General features: G+C 64.7%; 17 protein-coding genes and 1 tRNA gene. 7 read left to right on the forward strand and 11 right to left on the reverse strand.

Annotated features, from left to right (window positions below):
- The first annotated feature begins 69 nt into the window (after window positions 1-69).
- Window positions 70-2,358, forward strand: a complete 2,289-nt coding sequence (locus ELQ39_RS14240) for a transglycosylase domain-containing protein (RefSeq protein WP_242592102.1) — start codon at window positions 70-72, stop codon at window positions 2,356-2,358.
- A 95-nt stretch (window positions 2,359-2,453) separates the two neighbouring features.
- Here the strand turns inward: ELQ39_RS14240 and ELQ39_RS14245 are convergent, their stop codons facing one another.
- A complete protein-coding gene (locus ELQ39_RS14245) occupies window positions 2,454-2,918 on the reverse strand; it encodes a GatB/YqeY domain-containing protein (RefSeq protein ID WP_006132540.1) in 465 nt (154 codons plus the stop codon).
- Between the two features lie 126 nt (window positions 2,919-3,044).
- Between ELQ39_RS14245 and ELQ39_RS14250 the strand changes: the two genes are divergently transcribed.
- The 4 genes from ELQ39_RS14250 to ELQ39_RS14265 all read left to right on the forward strand — a co-directional run bounded on the left by ELQ39_RS14250 (window position 3,045) and on the right by ELQ39_RS14265 (window position 6,306).
- The gene (locus ELQ39_RS14250) at window positions 3,045-3,968 is read left to right on the forward strand and encodes a metallophosphoesterase (RefSeq protein WP_242592103.1); all 924 of its coding nucleotides are present in this window, start codon (window positions 3,045-3,047) and stop codon (window positions 3,966-3,968) included.
- 137 nt (window positions 3,969-4,105) lie between these two features.
- On the forward strand, window positions 4,106-4,858 hold the full coding sequence (locus tag ELQ39_RS14255) for a Pr6Pr family membrane protein (RefSeq protein WP_225625554.1): 753 nt from the start codon (window positions 4,106-4,108) through the stop codon (window positions 4,856-4,858).
- Window positions 4,859-4,906: 48 nt separating this feature from the next.
- Window positions 4,907-4,980: transfer RNA gene (locus tag ELQ39_RS14260), tRNA-Pro, on the forward strand.
- 240 nt (window positions 4,981-5,220) lie between these two features.
- Window positions 5,221-6,306 carry a restriction endonuclease gene (locus tag ELQ39_RS14265; RefSeq protein ID WP_242592104.1) on the forward strand — a complete coding sequence of 362 codons (1,086 nt, stop codon included), beginning with the start codon at window positions 5,221-5,223 and terminating at the stop codon, window positions 6,304-6,306.
- 83 nt (window positions 6,307-6,389) lie between these two features.
- Here ELQ39_RS14265 and ELQ39_RS14270 read toward each other — a convergent pair whose 3' ends face one another.
- From ELQ39_RS14270 to ELQ39_RS32685, 7 genes are all read right to left on the reverse strand, one after another.
- Complete coding sequence (locus tag ELQ39_RS14270; RefSeq protein ID WP_242592105.1) at window positions 6,390-8,669, reverse strand: trypsin-like peptidase domain-containing protein; 2,280 nt, start codon at window positions 8,667-8,669, stop codon at window positions 6,390-6,392.
- A 15-nt stretch (window positions 8,670-8,684) separates the two neighbouring features.
- Entirely contained in the window at window positions 8,685-9,008 is a 324-nt protein-coding gene (locus tag ELQ39_RS14275) for a trypco2 family protein (protein WP_242592106.1), read from the reverse strand.
- A gap of 145 nt (window positions 9,009-9,153) precedes the next feature.
- Entirely contained in the window at window positions 9,154-10,680 is a 1,527-nt protein-coding gene (locus ELQ39_RS14280) for a LacI family DNA-binding transcriptional regulator (protein ID WP_242592107.1), read from the reverse strand.
- Window positions 10,681-10,752: 72 nt separating this feature from the next.
- On the reverse strand, window positions 10,753-11,169 hold the full coding sequence (locus ELQ39_RS14285) for a helix-turn-helix domain-containing protein (protein WP_337663009.1): 417 nt from the start codon (window positions 11,167-11,169) through the stop codon (window positions 10,753-10,755).
- Window positions 11,170-11,229: 60 nt separating this feature from the next.
- The gene (locus ELQ39_RS14290; RefSeq protein ID WP_242592109.1) at window positions 11,230-12,381 is read right to left on the reverse strand and encodes a DUF3631 domain-containing protein; all 1,152 of its coding nucleotides are present in this window, start codon (window positions 12,379-12,381) and stop codon (window positions 11,230-11,232) included.
- 409 nt (window positions 12,382-12,790) lie between these two features.
- The gene (locus tag ELQ39_RS14295; RefSeq protein WP_242592110.1) at window positions 12,791-13,681 is read right to left on the reverse strand and encodes a bifunctional DNA primase/polymerase; all 891 of its coding nucleotides are present in this window, start codon (window positions 13,679-13,681) and stop codon (window positions 12,791-12,793) included.
- Window positions 13,678-14,256 carry a deazapurine DNA modification protein DpdA family protein gene (locus tag ELQ39_RS32685; RefSeq protein ID WP_443334358.1) on the reverse strand — a complete coding sequence of 193 codons (579 nt, stop codon included), beginning with the start codon at window positions 14,254-14,256 and terminating at the stop codon, window positions 13,678-13,680. The genes ELQ39_RS14295 and ELQ39_RS32685 overlap by 4 nt, the downstream gene beginning before the upstream one ends.
- Between ELQ39_RS32685 and ELQ39_RS14305 the strand changes: the two genes are divergently transcribed.
- Both ELQ39_RS14305 and ELQ39_RS14310 read left to right on the forward strand, forming a co-directional pair.
- Window positions 14,235-15,155: a hypothetical protein gene (locus ELQ39_RS14305; protein ID WP_242592112.1), complete on the forward strand. Its 921-nt coding sequence runs from the start codon at window positions 14,235-14,237 to the stop codon at window positions 15,153-15,155. The genes ELQ39_RS32685 and ELQ39_RS14305 overlap by 22 nt on opposite strands.
- Entirely contained in the window at window positions 15,097-15,480 is a 384-nt protein-coding gene (locus ELQ39_RS14310) for a hypothetical protein (RefSeq protein WP_242592113.1), read from the forward strand. The genes ELQ39_RS14305 and ELQ39_RS14310 overlap by 59 nt, the downstream gene beginning before the upstream one ends.
- Window positions 15,481-15,506: 26 nt before the next feature.
- Here the strand turns inward: ELQ39_RS14310 and ELQ39_RS14315 are convergent, their stop codons facing one another.
- The 3 genes from ELQ39_RS14315 to ELQ39_RS14320 all read right to left on the reverse strand — a co-directional run bounded on the left by ELQ39_RS14315 (window position 15,507) and on the right by ELQ39_RS14320 (window position 17,727).
- Entirely contained in the window at window positions 15,507-16,367 is an 861-nt protein-coding gene (locus tag ELQ39_RS14315; RefSeq protein WP_242592114.1) for an RNA-binding domain-containing protein, read from the reverse strand.
- Window positions 16,368-16,869: 502 nt separating this feature from the next.
- Window positions 16,870-17,283, reverse strand: coding sequence for an HIT family protein (locus tag ELQ39_RS32690; RefSeq protein WP_443334340.1), 414 nt, complete (start codon window positions 17,281-17,283; stop codon window positions 16,870-16,872).
- Window positions 17,284-17,286: 3 nt separating this feature from the next.
- Window positions 17,287-17,727: a TIR domain-containing protein gene (locus tag ELQ39_RS14320; protein WP_242592115.1), complete on the reverse strand. Its 441-nt coding sequence runs from the start codon at window positions 17,725-17,727 to the stop codon at window positions 17,287-17,289.
- Between the last annotated feature and the right edge of the window lie 671 nt (window positions 17,728-18,398).

Genomic DNA, 18,398 nt, shown 5'->3' on the forward strand with positions numbered 1-18,398 from the left:
TGACAGTTGAGTGCAGCTTAGGCCAAGGCATATACGCTTGTCCGGCGAATGAGAACGTAGGCTGCTCCCATGCCAAAGAAGCGCTCGGGCGGTGGTCTGTCTCCCACGCAGCAGGCCGCCAAGTTCCTCGGTGTCAGTGTCCTGGCCGGTGCCGTCATGGCCGGCATCGCACTGCCCGCCGTGGGCGCGCTGGGCCTGGCGGCCAAGGGGTCGGTGGAGAGCTTCGACGAGCTCCCGGCCAACCTGAAGACGCCGCCACTGAGCCAGCGCACCACCATCCTCGACGCCGACGGCGGCCTGATCGCCACCGTCTACTCGCGCGACCGCACGGTGGTGGACCTCAAGGACATCTCGCCGTACATGCAGAAGGCGATCGTCGCGATCGAGGACTCGCGCTTCTACGAGCACGGGGCGATCGACCTCAAGGGCGTGCTCCGCGCGCTCAACAAGAACGCCCGCAGCGGTGAGGTCTCCGAGGGCGCCTCGACGCTCACCCAGCAGTACGTGAAGAACGTCTTCGTCGAGGAGGCGGGCGACGACCCGACGAAGGTCGCGCAGGCCACCCAGCAGACCATCGGCCGCAAGATCGCGGAACTGAAGTACGCGATCCAGGTCGAGGAGGAACTGGGCAAGAAGAAGATCCTCGAGAACTACCTGAACATCACCTTCTTCGGCCAGCAGGCCTACGGCGTCGAGGCCGCGTCCCGGCGTTACTTCTCCAAGTCGGCCAAGGACCTCAACCTCCAGGAGGCCGCGCTCCTCGCCGGCCTCGTCCAGTCGCCGAGCCGCTACGACCCGGTCAACGACGAGGCCGAGGCGAAGAAGCGGCGCAACGTCGTCCTGCAGCGGATGGCCGAGGTCGGCGACATCTCCCCCGAAGAGGCCGCCGAGGCGATGCGCTCCCCGCTCGGCCTGAAGGTCAGCCAGCCGAAGAACGGCTGCATCACGGCGTCCAAGGGCGCGGGCTTCTTCTGCAAGTACGTGGAGAAGGTCTTCCTCAACGACCCGGTCTTCGGCAAGACCCGCGAGGAGCGGGCGAAGGTCTGGAACCAGGGCGGCCTGACCATCCGCACGACGCTGGACCCGCAGGCCCAGGAGTCGGTGCAGGAGTCCCTCAAGAACCACGTCTACGAGTCGGACAAGGTCGCCGCCGCGTCCACGCTCGTGGAGCCGGGCACCGGCAAGATCGTCGCGATGGGCCAGTCGAAGCCGTACGGCTACGGCAAGAACGAGACGGAGATCAACTTCTCCGTGGACTCCGCGTGGGGCGGCTCCAACTTCGGCTTCCCGACCGGTTCGACGTTCAAGCCGTTCGTGGCCGCCGCCGCCCTGGAGGAGGGCCGGCCGCCGACGCAGACCTACTCGGCACCGTACGAGATGCCGTACCCCGCCACCGTGCGCGGCTGCGAGAAGCCGTGGGTGAACGACGGTGACTACAAGCTGGAGAACGAGAACGAGACCGAGGTCGGGCCGTACGCGCTGAAGGAGGCGATGGCCAAGTCGGTCAACACCTACTTCGTGCAGATGATCGAGGACATCGGGATGTGCCCGGTGGTGACCATGACCGACAAGCTCGGCGTGGTCCAGGGCAACGGGGACAAGATCCCCGAGGTGCCGTCCTCCATGACCCTCGGCTCCACCGGTCTTTCGCCCCTCACCATGGCCAGTGCCTACGCGGCCTTCGCCTCCCGGGGCATGTACTGCACGCCGGTCGCCATCGAGTCGATCACCCAGAAGACGGGTGACCGGTCGAAGTCCCTGCAGGTCCCGAAGTCCACGTGTTCGCGCGCGATGAGCGAGCAGACCGCGGACACGGTGAACGAGCTGCTCAGGGGTGTGATCGACTCCGGTACCGGTCAGCAGGCGGGCCTCGGCGACGGCCGCGACAACGCCGGTAAGACGGGTACGACGGACGAGCGCAGGAACGCCTGGTTCGTCGGCTACACGCCGAACATGTCGGGCGCCGTGTGGGTGGGCAGCGCCAGCCAGAAGGTGAAGATGCGGGACATCACCATCGGCGGCCAGTACCACGAGCTGGTCTTCGGCGGCGCCGTCCCCGGCCCCATCTGGCGCGACGCGATGACCGGCGCGCTGGAGGGCAAGGAGGCCCCGACGTTCAACCGGGTGGACATCCCGGACCCGAAGAAGCCCGAGGACCGCGACCGGGACCGCGACGACGGCGGCAACGGCGACGGCGACGGCGGCGGCTTCATCGGCGGCCTGATCAACGGCGGCAACGGCAACGGGGGCGGTGACGGCGGCAACGGCGGCAACGGCGGAGGCGAGCCCGACCCGGGCTTCAGCATCCCCGAGGGCTTCATCCAGGGCCCGGGCAACGGGCCGGGCGGCCGCGACTGACGACGCCGGCGGTCACCTGACAACGGGGTGCGGCCCCTTCCCCGAACAGGGAAGGGGCCGCACCCCGTTGCGGCCTTGTGCCGCGTGGCGGCGTCTCAGCCCGCCAGCAGCTTCTTCACGGCGGCGGCCACCCGGCCGCCCTCCGCCTGACCGGCCACCTTCGGGTTCACGATCTTCATGACGGCGCCCATGGCCCGCGGCCCCTCGGCGCCGGCGGCGCGGGCCTCCTCGACCGCCTGGGCGACGATCGCGTTCAGCTCGTCGTCGGACAGCTGCTTGGGCAGGTAGCCGGCGAGCACCTCGCCCTCCGCCTTCTCCCGCTCGGCCTGCTCGGGGCGGCCGCCCTGCGCGAAGGCGTCCGCCGCCTCACGACGCTTCTTCGCCTCGCGGGCGATCACCTTCTGCACCTCGTCGTCGGAGAGCTCGCGCTTCTCCTTGCCCGCGACCTCCTCCTTGGTGATCGCGGCGAGCGTCAGCCGGAGCGTCGAGGAGCGGAGCTCGTCGCGCTCCTTGATCGCGGCGTTGAGGTCATCCTGCAGCTTCGACTTGAGCGTGGTCATGACTTGATTGTCGCAGGTGCGGTTACGGCTGCGCCTGCTGATTTGCGCGGGCTCGCGGGCGGAGGGCCGCGGGGACCGCCCAGAGGGTCGTACGGAGGAACCGTCAGGGTCTGACACGATGGGCGTATGCGCGCGCGATACCGAATCCCCCTGGGAATCACGGCGGCCGGCGCCGCCGGACTGCTGTACGCCGCGGGCTTCGAGGCCCGCTCCTTCCGCCTCCGACGGGTGACCGTCCCCGTCCTCCCCTCCGGGATGCGTCCCCTGCGCGTGCTGCAGGTGTCCGACATCCACATGGTCGGCGGCCAGCGCAAGAAGCAGCGCTGGCTGCGCTCCCTGGCCGGACTGCGCCCCGACTTCGTGATCAACACGGGCGACAACCTGTCCGACCCCGAGGGCGTCCCCGAGGTCCTGGACGCGCTCGGCCCTCTGATGGAGTTCCCCGGCGCGTACGTCTTCGGCTCCAACGACTACTACGGCCCCCGGCTGCGCAACCCCGCCCGCTACCTGCTGGAGAAGGTCCAGGGCCGGCACGGCCTGAACGGCAATCCGCCGGTCGTCGACGCCGTCCACAACCCGTGGGAGGACCTGCGGGACGGCTTCGACTCGGCGGGCTGGCTCAACCTCACCAACACGCGGGGCACCCTGAAGATCGAGGGCACGTCGATCGAGCTGACGGGACTGGACGACCCGCACATCAAGCGGGACCGGTACGCGGAGGTGGCGGGCGGCCCGTCGACCGCGGCCGACTTCTCGATGGGCGTGGTGCACGCGCCGTACCTGCGGGCGCTGGACGCCTTCGCGGCCGACGGCTACCCGCTGATCCTCGCCGGCCACACGCACGGCGGCCAGCTGTGCATCCCGTTCTACGGCGCCCTGGTGACCAACTGCGACCTGGACACGGACCGCGTGAAGGGCCTGTCCACGCACACGGCGGAGGGCCGCAGGTCGTATCTGCACGTCTCGGCGGGCTGCGGCACGAGCCGCTACACGCCGGTGCGCTTCGCGTGCCCGCCGGAGGCCACGCTGCTGACGCTGGTGGGCCGCTGAGGCGAGGGTGACGGCCGGTGGGCCGGCGGGTTGGCGGGCCGCCGGGTTGGCGGGCCGGTCGGGTTACCTGATGTACGGGTAACCCGACCGGCCCACGCCACATCGCGGCGCCCCGTCGGCCGTCCCACGCTGGGGGCATGACCGCCCCGATACCCAGGGACATCCCGGACCTCCCCGCCCTCCCGCGGACAGCTCCGCGACTGCTCCCCTCCGCCGTCCCCGCCCGAGCCGTCGTACCGCCGGTGCGCCGCCCGCTGACCGCGGTGTACCGGCTGGCCCTGGCCGTGCTGGCGACGGCGGCCGTGCTGATCGAGATCCTCCTCGGCAGCCCCACCCGGGTACTGAGCTACTTCGTGATCCAGAGCACGGCTGTGCTGGCCCTGGTGACGTTCGCCTCGGCACGCCGGGCGTGGACGGCCCGCCATCCCCTGTCGGGCGCCGTCACGGGGGCGGCGCTCCTGTACGTGGTCGTCGCGGCCCTGGTCCACCACATCGCCCTCGCGGACGCCGCTCCGGCGTACGCCGTCACGGCAGGGGCGAGCGGAGACCCCGCGTGGCTCGAGCCGGTCGCCGGCCACCTGCTGCACACGGTGCTGCCGGTCGCCGCGCTGCTGGACTGGCTGGTCCTGACACCGCCGGCCCGCATGCACCTGCGCCAGGCCACGACGTGGCTGCTGTACCCCCTGGCGTACCTGGCCTTCACCCTCGCCCGGGGCGAGCTGCTCCCCGGCTCAGCCGGCCGCTACCTCTACCCGTTCCTCGACGTGGCCCGCCACGGCTACCGGAGCGTGCTCGCCAACGCGCTCCTCGTGGGGCTCGCGATCTACGCCGTGGCGGTCCTCCTGGTGGCCCTGGACCACACCCGCCCGAAAACCAGATTTCGTCTCTAGCCACCGGTGGGCTAAAGTAAACGTCGTCGCCGCGACAGCGAGCGACACCGGGGTGTGGCGCAGCTTGGCAGCGCGCTTCGTTCGGGACGAAGAGGTCGTGGGTTCAAATCCCGCCACCCCGACAGAGAAGTACCAGGTCAGGGGCCTGATCCGCGAGAGCGGGTCAGGCCCCTGAGTGGTTTCCGTGGCTTGTTGGGAGAAATCTGGGAGAAGATCTTGGAATTCCGCTTCCGACGCCCCCCCTTCAGCCTGCAACCAATGCCCGGCCTCGCGCCCTCAGCGCCGTTGATCCGCGTCTCTCTGTCAGTGGCTACCGCTACTGTCACGGAGATCGTCAAGCCAGCACTACTGGGGGGCCGACTGTGGGCGGCGAGCTGCGTGTAGGACAGGTGTACCGATACGCGAGCGGCAAGGATCCGAAGCCAGCGATGCTGGACGGGTTTCCGAACTTCCACCATGTGACCCACTCAACAGGGCACAAGCGGGCGCTCCTGGATGCCTTTACCGGCCATCAAGGGCACACGCCGGAAGAACGAGCTGCTGCCACTCCCCTGCTGTTGTTCCGTGCCGTCTCGCAGAACGGCAAGCCCAAGGGGCACGTGGAGTTCTGCGGGGTGGGCATCCTTGAGCGAACGGAGCGGCTGGTCCAGTGGGGCGGGCGCGAGCACACGACGTTCGTGAACTACGTCTACGACATCGCGCTCATCGACCTGACTTCAGAAGGCGACGCGGTTGCCTGGGACTGCATTCAGGCTCGCAGAGACAACGCCGTGTCCGACGGCCAAGCCCTCAAACTGGCGCCGCAGGCGTGGCGTGAGTGGGTCAAACACGGTTCCTCAGCCCTGCCCAGGCTCCGTCGGCGAGTGGCCCGCGCCCAGGTGACCAAGGTGCGTGATCAACGCCCCGAGCCCCGCAGCGGCGATGCAGCGGACCTGGAGTTGGTCTATCGGTACTTTGACGGGCGCAAGCACGACTTCGAGGCGCTGGCTGCTGTAGTGACAGCCCGCGTGCTCCGGGGTTCTGGACGTGGCTATGTCGAAGGATGGTTGACGCGCCGATCCGGCGACGGCGGAGCGGACTTCGTCGGTCGACTCGACCTCGGCAGCGGTCTAGCTGGCACAAGTCTCGTCGTGCTCGGGCAAGCCAAGTGTGTCAAACCCGATACCCTCATCACCGCCGAGCAGATCGCCCGGGTGGTCGCTCGACTCCGACGCGGGTGGATCGGCGTCTACGTAACCACCGGAGCCTACTCAGAACCCGCGCAGACCGAGATGGTGGAGGATCAATACCCCATCATCCTCATCAACGGCATGAGCCTCGTCAGCGAACTGGGCAGTATGGCCCGTGACGACCATGGCGGTGACCTGACTGCGTGCATTGAGCACGTCCTCAGCAGCCGTGCCAGCACCGTTACTAACCGCCGCCCAGAAGAAATTCTTCTACAGTAACCAACTCACGGATAAGCTAGTCGCCGATTGATTGACCGATGATGGATGCATGCCGGACCCACATACTCGAAATACCGGCGACCTCAAGACATCTTCTTCCTTCGCTGTGCATATTTCCATTGCCTATGCGCCATATTGGACAAGTCAGCCGCGACTCCTGGCAGTTGATCCTTCAGAAGTCCCGCCACATTGAAGAGCATTTCATATTCTTCTGGAGGGCTATGCGCCTGCTGAAGCCACTCCGCTGCGGCCGGGTGCTCCCCTAGCAGAAAGCCGATTCCTCGTGCAGCGCAACAGTAAATCTCCTTAGCCTCCCCCGCCCTGGGATGGTACATTCCGAAGAAATCAGGCTGCACGCCGAGAGCAGCATAGTGGACAGCAAGTTTGAACCACGCCAAGGCCGCATCGGGATCCTCAGCCTGAAGCAGAACACCAAGATTGTAGGCCGCAGTGGTGGCAGCATACAGATTGTCGGCCCCGTCATTCACCTGCAGCGTGATCGCTTGCCAAGCAATGAATGCAATGTCATTTTGCCCACTCGAAGCAGCAGAGTGGGCAACATTCCAAATATTGCCATTATCTTGGTGTTGCGATGCATGTTTCAGTGCCGAGACCCACGTAGCTGTCGGTACGGGCTGGAGACTTTGACCTAGATTATTTTCCTGTATGTAGTCGTTCACCGTCACGCAGTCACCCACCTTCCTAACGAGACTGTGTCGACCACGCTTGCCTCCGACACTAAGCGGTAGCATGCTCCATTCCAACGCCTCGATAATCTCGCTTTCACTAACCGACTCTTCTACATATGTTTCTTCAACTAGGCGAGCGGCCTCCGACTGGGGAATGGGTGCGGTTTGGCCGGTCCGGTACCAGTCAAGCAGCACACGCACAAGGGCGGGCCGACAGGGGTGATCTTCGTCATGTATAGCTAGCTTAAGACGCCGCACGAGCTGCGGGCCTGCCACAGCCCAAACGCTGAGCGGAACCCCCTCACTCACCGCCCGACGCGCAAGCGAGTTCACAACGTAAGATGGAACACGGTCACGTTCCGGCTGAGACCACTCTCTCCTCCAGTTAAGTTGCTGCACGACGCGCTCATCGTTCAGCGCTTCGCCTGTTGGGTTCCGAATTTCACCGTCGTTGCTGCGCGCTTCCAGTTCACCACGCCGGATGGTCCCCACGACAATATGGCCGGCCTCCAAAAGCTTCTCGAGTGAGCCGGTCATGGCCGGGTGCGAATATTTCTCCACGTCATCCAGCCACACCACAGAGGGCCCAAGATCGAGCAGCTTAGGAATTTCGGCGACAAGTTCGATGAAATTGTGTTCAATCGGGCGCATTAGTCGATAGGACCGACACGTTTGAAGCAGCGCATTCACTGCAGCACGGGTTTTACCTGACCCGGAATCACCTATCAGCAGCAGCATCCGCCTGGCTATGGATGCACGGTTTAGCGCTTGGATCAATTCTTCGTCGCCATCCCGTGGCACGTACGTGAGATAGCGAGGATCACCCGGCAAATCAACAGGCTTGACTCCGACCGAAGCCAGATCCTGAAGTTCTTCCAAGGAAACCGGCGTACCGTCCGTGCGCAACGTCTTCGCGTAGAGCAGATGGCGATAGATCGGCGCATACCGGTCTTCGATCGCCAACGGCGCTCCGGTAACGTTCACCACTGCCTGGGACAATGCGATCGACCGTGAAAGTGCTGACGCCAGTGGTACTACGTACAAGCGCCGCCGCTGGTGCAGGCTCTCCGCAGCCACAGCAGCACCCACAAGGCGACCGTCCTTCAAGGTTACCCCTGCACCGGACATTCCTCTCCAGCCTGAATAATTCTCAGGAGTGGCGGTCGCAATATCCAAAGGCATCCACGCAACCGGCAACGAGGCACGCAACGACGCGTCCGGCTTAGCCTGTCCCATCGGCAGAAGCGTGCCCACAAGGTGCTCGCTCTGACGAACCCAGCCAGCGGGATCCGCTAGCTGCGGACGATGCACCTCACTGTCGGGGAAGCCGACCGACTCGCAGTCAGGCTCAGAAGACGCACTGACCGTGGCCACAACCGGACTCGCGGACGCTGGCCGCACCCAAGAGGTGGCCTCCCGCGCCTCCTGATCGACATGGAGCACTACCAAATCCCACTCTGCGTCGCCGCCCACGAGCCGCATGGGCGCCCACGCGGGCGGCGCCCCTCGACGAATTACGCGACCCAGCACCTGACCCGTTTGTGAGCCGTCCATCACGGCCTGGACAACATGCCGCGCGGTCAGCACTCCGAATTCTCCGAGCACCACCCCAGATCCGGCTTTGCCGGGCGGCGCCCATACCTCGGCAAGCCGGTCCGTCCATACCGATCTCATATCGTCCTCGAGCCTCTAGCCACCTGGAACTGGCTGGACTGCATCGACCTCGAGCGAGACCAAGCGGCCCTCGTCGTCACAAAAAAGTGGCATCAGCTTCAGTGTGAGCGTGTGCTTACGTTCCTGCCCCGACTTCATACTTCCGCCAGCCTCAAGCAACCACCAGCGGATCTTGCCAGAGCCGTCCTTGTCCCGTCGGGCTACTGTCTCTACATTCAGCGTCAACTCAGAGGCCCGGAATCGGACCTGCCGGCCCTGGGCGGCCGTCCAGGCCGATTCCAGCTCTTCGCGTAGGGCCTCCAGCGCCGCCGCCAACCCAATTTCAGGCGAGTTCTCCATCGGGGACCACCCAGGCCAGTCGCACAGAGCTGATAGGACCAGTTAACGTCGCCAGCCGCGAAAGTGCACCCTGAGCGCCCAGCGGACCGTGAGCACGGCCGTTGTTGCACCCCACGCGCGTCAAGACTCTCTGCGCCAGCGACTCTCATACGACATCCGTGCCGTGCGTTCTCAGACGCTCCTGCAAGAGGTCGTTGACCACGGCGACCGATGAGGTGGGACACATTGCAAGTCGGGCGTCAAGGGATGCCTCCCACTCGGCCGTGAGGTGCCTCAACAATTCCTCACGCATCTCTCGGGTGATGTGCGAGTAGCGAGCCTGCATGGAGCCGTCCATGTGGCCCATGCGCTCATCCATCAGCTTCGGGGGAGTGCGGAACCCTTCCATACGCGTCTTGTGCGTGTGGCGCGGCCCGTGGGGCGTGAGCCCCTTCGCGATCGGCACCCAGCAGGAGTCTGACCGTGTCTGCGCTCCTCTTCCCCGTGCTGGCACACCGGGCCAAGGATCAGCGAGGACCGGCACAGGCCGCGCTTCCTGCGGCGCCTTCTTCGGATACCAGCCCGAGACGGCTGGCGTGAAGAGCCACGTAGCGAAGCCATTCCGTCGCCAGTGCGCAGCCTGGTCGACGGCGCCCCCGCCGCGCGTGAAGCCAAGCGCCTCTATTGCCTCCAGCACCCGCGCCCTGGTGGCTTCTGCCACCATGTCGGGCCGGTTGATGACGTTCGACACCGTGCCAGTGGAGACGCTGGCACGTCTCGCCACGTCCACCACCTTCGCGCCGGTCTCGCCTGTCCGGGACACGCCCTGCCCGCGGAACATGTAGGTGTTGCCGTGACAAGCACACGGCTTCGGCTGTGTACGTGCGATGTGGCCTGTCCACAGTCGTGTGAGCCACCTCGGGGCGTCGATGGTGCGATAGCTGTCGTCCTTGGGAGGGCATCGCTCGAACTCCCCGGAGTCGAGTTCGTAGAGCTGCCATTCCACGCGTACGGCCGCGCGCCGAATGAAATCCGTCTCCAAGCCGACAATTTCGCCCCACCGCATGCCCGTATAGCCCTTGGTGACAACGGCGACAAATTCGTCATCGCGCCCGGATAGGAGGGACGCGCGCTCGGCGCACAAGAGGATGCCGAGCGGATCCGTGATGACCTTCTCGGGACCGCGGTCGCGCGAGCGCCCCGCGCGCTTTCCCCTGCCACGCCGCTTGGTCGCGGGATTGGCGCTGATGAGTTCGTCGTCCACTGCATCTTCGAGAACCAGGTACAGTGTGCCGCGCCACGTCTTCACGCTCGACACGGCATAGAGCGCCTTCTCCTTCTTCTCCCACGCGTCGACGTCCGTGCGTTGGATCGAGGCAAGCGGACGATCCTCGAACTCTGGGAGAAGGTGCTCTTCCAGGTGGCGGCGGTAATTCTGCATCGTGGAAGCCGCCAAGTCCTGGGTGGCGTACCAGCGCGAGGCGTACTCGCCGAAGGTGATCTGTCCGGCCGCTGGATCCTTCCATGAGCCGGCCCGCACCTTCGCTTCTTCAGCGTCGGCGGCTTGCTTGGCTTCGCGCTTCGTGCGGAAGCGAATGACGTCGCCGTTCTCGTCGGCCACCGTGCCGTACTTGCCCAGCGAGATCTTGTAGCGGCCACGCCAGTACGTGCCGCGGTTCTCCGCGAACCCCACACGTCCTCTCATCAGAACGGCGATGGGCGGGAGCCAGGCTTCGGCTCCCGCCCATCGCGGATTTCTCATTTTTCAGGCGGCGCTGCGAGTGCGTCGTGGGCGCCGCGCCCGAAGTTGCACGGAAGGCCCCTCGACACGCTCGGGTACTCGACGGCGCGTTGAAGTGGCTGCGGTTCGGGGGATGTTCGCCTGTTCCGGACGCTCCTCGAAGATGAGGAAGATTTCATCCACGTGCGCCCGCGTGAATCGGTAACCGCTGCCGCTTCGGATGAAGGGAATGCGGCGGCGACGTGCCTGTTCCTTCACCCACCACTCCGAGCAGTCGAGTGCCTTGGCGACTTCGGCCGGCGAGTACGTCGGGGGAAGGGCGTGACGGGGCTGGCCCGATTGCATAGCTCCTCTTCCTCGCAAGTGACCCAGCAGGAAGGACTCCCTTCCTGTCAGGTCCGCTACTTCCGCTACCTCCGCTACCGCCCTGGTCAAGGGCATGATCCAGGTAGCGGATGGGAGCAGCGGTAGCGGATGCGGAGTACCGATCCGCTACCGCTTCTAGGGCTCTGACCTGCCCGGTAGCGCCGGTAGCGGAAGTAGCGGACTTTCCGCGGGGGGCGGGCAGTAGCGCTGCCACGCGTCGTGCAGATCGGTCGCGTAGTAGCCCTTCATGACGCTTCCGCCGGTCTTGATGTTGCGGGCCGCAATCGGGGTGTTGTCCGCGGTCATGTACTCCCGCAGCATCCTCGACAGCCCGTGCGCGTCGAGCGGCTTGCCGCTCATGTCCGCCCACGGCGCCTCTTCGAGGCTGTGCAGCCTGTCGAGGATGGCGACGGTGGGCAGACGGTCGATGCCGTTCAACACGTAGTCGCGCAGGTCCGTGAGCAGACGGATTCCGACGCTGCCCTTGTCGCTGGTCTTGGCCGCGTTCACCAGCTCGATGCAGGCGGCGCGCGCCCGCTCCGGCCATGTGCCGCCGGCGGCGTCCGCGATGGCGAGCAGGGGTTCCCACACGTCCGCGGGCCGGTCGCTGATGCCCTCCGGGAGCTCCGGGAACACCCCGTCGACCTGGTCGCGGACGGACTGCGCCCAGGTTGAAAGCCGCTCGCGCAGCGCATGCCCTTCCTTCTCGTGGATGCGCTGCTGGAACGGCTCCACCTGCTCGTTCGGGGCACGGCGCCGCATGCGGACGATGACCGAGCGCGTCAGGATCGTGTCCGGGAGCGAGCCGAGCCCGGCGACCGCGACGGCGCAGAACGACGGGAACTCCTGTACCTGCTGGTTGGAGCCGTCGCCCACGCAGCGCCACATGACGCCGGAGCGGCGGTGCCCGGCGTTCAGGAAGCCTCGGAGCTGTTCGTTCTCTCCGGCCTTGGGACCGAAGACGGTGTCGATCTCATCGAACAGGATCGTGGGCCTTCCCTCCATTCCCGACACCGCGCGGAAGAGGGCGGAGGCGGAGGCGTTGACCGCCACCATCGGTTGCGGCACGAGGGTTTCCACGATCTCCAGGGCGCGAGACTTGCCGGAGCCCGGCTCCGGCGATAGGAACGCGAGCCGCGGAGTGGAGTCGAAGCAGTCGAGCAGGTGCGCGTGCGCGTCCCACAGCGTCACGGCGACGTACGCGGCTTCGAGGGGGAAGATGTTGAAACGGCGGTGGAAGGCTTCCACCTCATCAAGCAGGACCGCGCCGTTCGTGGTGGAAGTCATGCGAGGGTCCTCCCTTCCTGTACAGGGGCGGTGCGGTGAGGGCAGACGCCGACGTGTACGCGTCCGGTGAGTTCGGTGACGGCCGCGCGGCCACGGGCCCGTTCGTGGTGCCCGCAGGAGCACAGCCAGTCGGCCACCGGTACGCCGGTCGTGCGGATCTGGAGACCCGGCACGACGCCGGTCGCGGTGACCGAGTGCGGGTCAGAACGAAGAGCAGAAGGGACGCCCTTGCGGGCGGCGCCTTTCCCCTCGCCCACGGCCGGAGTGGTCGCAGCGTGTCCGGCGGCGCACGGCCCGGACGGGGCTGCGGGAAGGCTCTTCAGTAGGGGGCGAGAGAGGTAGGCCGTTCGGTCGTCCGCCGGCTGTTCTGCGGAGTGGACCAACCTCAATGAAGGGCGGGAGCGGGTACTCACGCTGCCCTCCGCTGCTGGTTGCGGGCAATCGACCAGTTCAGCCCGCTGCGGATAGTGGCCATGCAGGACTGCGGGGACAGACCGGCCTGCTCCCCCGCCAACTGAAGAGCCTCCTCAACCTGCTCCCTGGGGAGGTCTCCCCACGCGACGAACCGTCCCAGGGCTCGCGCCGCCCGGAGCAAGGTGGCGTTGCGCTCGCCCTCCGGAGCCTGCCGTACGGACGCCGTTTCGGCGTTCAGGCCCGCTGCGGCGTACTTGGACGCTCGAACGGCCGACGGTGCAGCCGTTAGCGCCCGCGCGGCGTGACGACCCGTCAAGTGGGCGCTGAGCCATTCAGGCAGAGGGGCGGGCGGCATGTCGTTGAGGAGCGCGTAGGTGCCCGCACGGGTGATGCTGCCGGGGGCGACCACGTAACCGCCCCACGCCCGGGTGTCGATGCGCTTGCCGAGCCGTCCGGCCGTGTTGCCGAGCCGCAAGTCGGCCGGAGCGGTGAAGTACAGGTGGACCCCACCGCTCGCGGTCCGCACCGTACGGGTCGTCGGCACGACCTGTCCGGCGCGCTCGCAGAGCGCCGTAAAGGTCGTCACGCCGCTAGGCGTGTCCGTGCTGCTCTTGCGTTTGGGCATGTCGAGGTCGACCACGACCAGCCCGGATGGGCCGGTCGCAATGCCGACGTTGAACGGCAGCTCGCCCCATGCCCGACGAATGCGGTCCGGGTCGATGGTGGCGCGCTCCTCCCACTTGCGGTGACCGCCGACGCAATCCCCGATGCCGGGGCACACGTCCTCACCATGCAGGGCGGGGCGCTTGTCGCCGGGGCGGAGCGGGAGGACTGCCCAGCCGCGCTCCGCGGCATCGAGCGCGGCGCAGAGAAGGTGGCGGTTCATGCTGCGCTCCGGTCGGTCAGCAGCATCTGCTGTTGTGTGGGGATGGCGTTGATGACGCGCTGCCGCCAGAGCAGTGCGTAGTCGATGCAGTTAGCGCAGTTCCTGTGCGTGTGGCCAAGCAGTGGGGGCCGGCGACGGGCGTGGGAGCTCCAGGCGGCGGAGTCCGCGGAGGCCAACAGGTGACCGACGCGTTCCAGGCCGAGGATCTTGAAGCCGAAGCCGTGGAGCCTGAAGCCGTGCGCAGCCATAGCCGTGACGATCGCGGCCCCCTCCCGGGTGGACTGCAACCGGCACACCGACCCCAGCCCGACAACCGGTTCGGCCCGCAGATCCACCCCGGCTTTCTCGTACAACTCCGCGCACTCGAAGAGCGCTCCCTTCCGGGCGGTTCGTGATCTGCAACCAGCATGCGGGGAACGGGAGTTGTGAGGTAAGTGACAGCCAGGGGACGGCAAGGCGGAGGCGGGGACACGTCCGGTGACACCCCTCTGTCCTCTTCCCTGTCCCCCCGGCTCACGGGCGAGACTCGGAGTAGGCACTCGGAGGAGGGCGCATGACCGACGACAGGCCCGCATGGGCACGGCGCATCGCGGCTGAACGAGCGGCACGCGACAGGTCGCAGCGGGATGCAGTCAGGGCACTGCGGGCACATGCTCCGACGGAGCTCCCAGCGGAAGACAGCATGATTCGCCAGTGGAAGCGCTGGGAGTCGGGCCAGATGCCGAACGACTTCTACCAGCCGATCATCGCGGCGACCTTCGGCACCGTGACGCACGCACTCTTCCCTGCGCCTTCACGCCGGGACGGGGACAGCGAGATCCTCACGGCGAGCGGCATGGAGACGCTGGAGATCGTGAGCCGGCTCAACCGGTCCGATGTGGACAGCGCTACGCTCGATGCCCTGCGGATCACGACGGATCGGCTCTGCTCTGAGTACCCGTACATGCCGAGCGAACAGCTCCTCGTTGAGGGGCGGCAGTGGCTTCGCCGAGTGGTCGACCTGCACACGAAGAGCCTCACACTGGCCCAACACCGCGAAGTGCTCGCCCTGTCCGGTTGGCTCGCACTCCTAGTCGGCTGTGTCGAGTACGACACCGGGGACCGCCACGCGGCCGAGTCGACACGGCGCGCTGCCCTGTCGCTCGCGACCGAGGCTGAGCACGCAGAGGTAGCCGGATGGGCGCACGAGATGCGGGCATGGTTCGCCCTCACGACCGGCGACTACCGCGGTGTCATCTCTGCGGCGCAGGCCGGAGCAGAAGCGGCACCGCATGCTGGCGTAGCGGTGCAGCTCGCCGGACAGGAAGCAAAAGCGTGGGCGCGGCTTGGGGACCGTCGACAGGTTGAGGTGGCCCTCGACAAGGGGCGGCGCCTCCTCGAAGGGATGCCTCACCCCGAACCTGGACAACCACTTCGTGGTGGACCCCGCCAAGTTCGACTTCTACTCGATGGACTGCTATCGGCTGGTTGGTGAGGACAAGCTCGCCGCCACGCTCGCCGAGGAAGTCCTACGTGCCGGCACTGACTTCGACGGAAGCGAACGCTCGCCGATGCGCAACGCGGAGGCTCGCGTCACGCTAGGCGTTACGGCAGCACGTGAGGGCGACTTGGAGCAGGCACTCACGATGGGTGAACGCGCCCTCGAAGGGGACAGGCAATCGGTGCCGTCGCTCATAATGGCCAGCCGAGAACTTGCTGCAGAGATGAAGCGTAGGTACGCCTCGGAGCCCTCGGCTCAGAACTACCTCGCACGACTCCATGCACTGGGGCAGGAGAAGCCTGGATTCCTGCCGCAGTAACCCTAATGCTTGCCGGGTTCTGAAGCTTAAAGGTCACCCACAGCACTTTGCAGCGGCACTATGAGCGATTCTTCGAGCTCTGTCGCATTTGCATAGAGAATGAATTTCTTCGTGCCGACATCGAATGGTATTTCAGTATCCTTTCGAGCGGTCCTGATGGTATAAACCTGAGCACCTCGCGCTATCCCGGCCTCATAGTAGACGTTCGGACTATTGAGGGTAAAATCAGCAATTACGACGTCGGCGGAAGTGATCATCTCCTCAATTTTTGCCGTAACCTCGTAGTCTCCGGGCACTTCGTCAACCCGGTCAACGCGACACTTGATGCCGCTCCTACCGATTGCCCGCCTCATTGCATGGTAGTAGTCAACTAGCGCCGGCTCCCTGTCGACCTGGAATGACATAGCAACGAATATCTTTAGCTCTTTTTGCTCTGCCGCACCTACTTTGGCCGGTGGAGCACTGAGGGAAACCCTCACGACGTGGTCATTACGCCGAACATAAACCGAACCATCTGCTGTCCTGATCGGCCTAAATTTCTCAGGCAGATCAGGGACTCCGAGTGCGAGGACAATAGCCCGATTAATCGGATATTCGCCGATGTAGAGCTGAACACCTCTATATGATGAGGGAAAAATGGAACCCGCTACGCGACTTGCGAGCTCCTGTGCTCGAGATCGCGATTTTTCATCAAGCCCCGTGGGATTCCCATTTATATCTACACCAACGAATATAAAGCCCCCACCGCTGTTGGCCATAGCAGCGATCTCTTTAGCGGCAACCGTAGCATTCGTGAGTGTCGCCTTGAATTCGACTGTTTGCGACTCGCCATTCCTGAGCATCTCGCGTACTGACTCTTGAGTCAGCCGCCATGGTTCACTGTTCACTACCCTACGCCCCTTGCTAGTTACCAGGCGGTCATCCTGATCTGCTAAGGTGACCGATCAATCAAAAGATATAGAGGGGGCCATATGTCGTCTGCGACCACAGCCATCCAGGACCACCAGGTCAAGCACCTTGAGATGATTCAAGCAATCGTGACCCGTCTCGGAAATGGTTCATTTCTGATCAAAGGGTGGACAATGACCCTGGCAGGAGCTTTTTTGGGGTTTGCAGTCAACCGTGCCAGTTGGAAAATCGCCGCAGTGGCTATTATTCCGGTGGCAGGTTTTTGGATACTAGACAGCTACTACCTCCGACAGGAGCGCCTTTTCCGCGCCCTATACGAGGAAGCTAGAAAGCCCGGAACGGCGGTCGAGCTATTCTCCATGAACGTCGGTCCGTACATGTCTTCTATCAGGTGGAAGAATGTAGTTGTATCGCATACCATGGTTAACTTTTACGGGCTCCTGATTACAGCGCACGCGGCAGCAGCGTTTTGGTGGTACCTCAGGCGCTAAACTCAGCCATAATCCTCTGGGCAACCTCGTCAACGTCAAATGACGGCGATTCACCAGCGTCCGGCCATGCGAGCTTCATATTATCCCCCGACCATCGTGGAACCAGGTGAACATGAAGATGGAACACCGATTGCGTTGCCACTCGCCCAGTTGAACTGATCACATTCATGCCTTCAGGGTTCAAAGCTCGGCGGATAGCATGCGCCACAGACAAAGTCGCCGCGCTAAGAGACTCATACGCTTCGCTCGTTATATCGAATATTCCTGCTGCGTGGACCTTGGGAATCACTAGCGTATGACCAAGGGTCGCTGGATTCAACGGAAAGAAGGCTATGTTGCTTTCATCTTGATAGAGGATCCGCGCCTCTGCGTCCCCTGAAATGATATTACAGAACTCACACATCAGTCACCTTTCCGCATAGGCAAGAGAGACCCAACTTCCAAGATTATTCCGACCGTCATCGTAAACCCAGTCATAAGTCCTGTAGCCGGAAGGCAAAGGATTCAATCCCTTATTGTCCCTCCAACCCGACTGGTCTCGAATGTTGTGGACATAGATCCCGAATAGACCGTTACCCTTCTCGACGCTTTTCTGAATCTCGTATCTCACCCACTTCCTGTTGTACGTCTCAGCACCAATGAGCACGGCGGTTACGCTCGTGCCCGTGATGGCATTATCCATCAGCCGCTTCAATGCCGCATCTCCCGTGAGTTTGGCATCCTCCCAGAGAGATGCATCAATCCACTGGGATTCCGTGCCCATGATGAATTGACTGCTCTTTCTGACATTGCTGGCACGCCAAACGTCACGCTCGTAGTGGAAACTAAAAAAGGTTCTACGCGCCATTTCCTTCATTCCTCAGTCGAGACCGCTCACTGCCTCCATCATGCCGTCTCGCGCCGTGGCTGTCTGAAGGATGACCAAGTTGCTAAGCGTGAGAGCAACCGCGTCACCGCCAGGGCATACCGCAGCGGTCTTCGCTGTGGGCACCAGATCGATGCAAGGCAGCGTGGCGGGCCCTGCGCGACCGGCTCCCCATCTGGGCAGGCATCTCCTCGCCTGATGAGGAGGTACTCCGAAGCTGCCCCCCTATCAGCCATGCCGATACGGGGGCCAAACAGGGGGCCAAACGGTGCAGCCGACTGAGGACGGCCCGGGACGCAGATGGACGCTGGCGGACGAGGGATCGGCAAGTCAGGAGACCTGAGGTGAGGTCAAGGTGGGCCCGATCGCGTTCGGGACGAAGAGGTCGTGGGTTCAAATCCCGCCACCCCGACGCTGGTCAGAGGCCACTTACGGATTTCCGTAAGTGGCCTTTGTCGTGCTTACAGCAGCGTGCTCGTCGGCGGAGTACAGCAACCGCTATGACTCTGGACGACCGTCCGTGTCCGCCCGCTCCTGCTGCTCTTTCTGAGAGCCGCCGCCCAGTGCCTCACCGAGCTTGCGGAGGGCGCGTGTGTGTATTCCAGGTGACCGCGATCTCTGAGTGCCTCAGGATCTGCATCGCGATGCGCGGG

It is taken from the genome of Streptomyces sp. GB4-14 (assembly GCF_022696125.1).
GTDB lineage: Bacteria > Actinomycetota > Actinomycetes > Streptomycetales > Streptomycetaceae > Streptomyces > Streptomyces werraensis.

What these genes read in the sequence shown, in the direction of transcription:
- ELQ39_RS14320 (WP_242592115.1), bottom strand. Translation starts at nt 17,727, where the DNA reads ATGGCGCGTAGAACCTTTTTTAGTTTCCACTACGAGCGTGACGTTTGG.
- ELQ39_RS32685 (WP_443334358.1), bottom strand. Translation starts at nt 14,256, where the DNA reads ATGCGGGCCTGTCGTCGGTCATGCGCCCTCCTCCGAGTGCCTACTCCG.
- ELQ39_RS14295 (WP_242592110.1), bottom strand. Translation starts at nt 13,681, where the DNA reads ATGAACCGCCACCTTCTCTGCGCCGCGCTCGATGCCGCGGAGCGCGGC.
- ELQ39_RS14275 (WP_242592106.1), bottom strand. Translation starts at nt 9,008, where the DNA reads ATGGAGAACTCGCCTGAAATTGGGTTGGCGGCGGCGCTGGAGGCCCTA.
- ELQ39_RS14290 (WP_242592109.1), bottom strand. Translation starts at nt 12,381, where the DNA reads ATGACTTCCACCACGAACGGCGCGGTCCTGCTTGATGAGGTGGAAGCC.
- ELQ39_RS14240 (WP_242592102.1), top strand. Translation starts at nt 70, where the DNA reads ATGCCAAAGAAGCGCTCGGGCGGTGGTCTGTCTCCCACGCAGCAGGCC.
- ELQ39_RS14285 (WP_337663009.1), bottom strand. Translation starts at nt 11,169, where the DNA reads ATGCCCTTGACCAGGGCGGTAGCGGAGGTAGCGGAAGTAGCGGACCTG.
- ELQ39_RS14245 (WP_006132540.1), bottom strand. Translation starts at nt 2,918, where the DNA reads ATGACCACGCTCAAGTCGAAGCTGCAGGATGACCTCAACGCCGCGATC.
- ELQ39_RS32690 (WP_443334340.1), bottom strand. Translation starts at nt 17,283, where the DNA reads ATGTGTGAGTTCTGTAATATCATTTCAGGGGACGCAGAGGCGCGGATC.
- ELQ39_RS14305 (WP_242592112.1), top strand. Translation starts at nt 14,235, where the DNA reads ATGACCGACGACAGGCCCGCATGGGCACGGCGCATCGCGGCTGAACGA.
- ELQ39_RS14255 (WP_225625554.1), top strand. Translation starts at nt 4,106, where the DNA reads ATGACCGCCCCGATACCCAGGGACATCCCGGACCTCCCCGCCCTCCCG.
- ELQ39_RS14270 (WP_242592105.1), bottom strand. Translation starts at nt 8,669, where the DNA reads ATGAGATCGGTATGGACGGACCGGCTTGCCGAGGTATGGGCGCCGCCC.
- ELQ39_RS14250 (WP_242592103.1), top strand. Translation starts at nt 3,045, where the DNA reads ATGCGCGCGCGATACCGAATCCCCCTGGGAATCACGGCGGCCGGCGCC.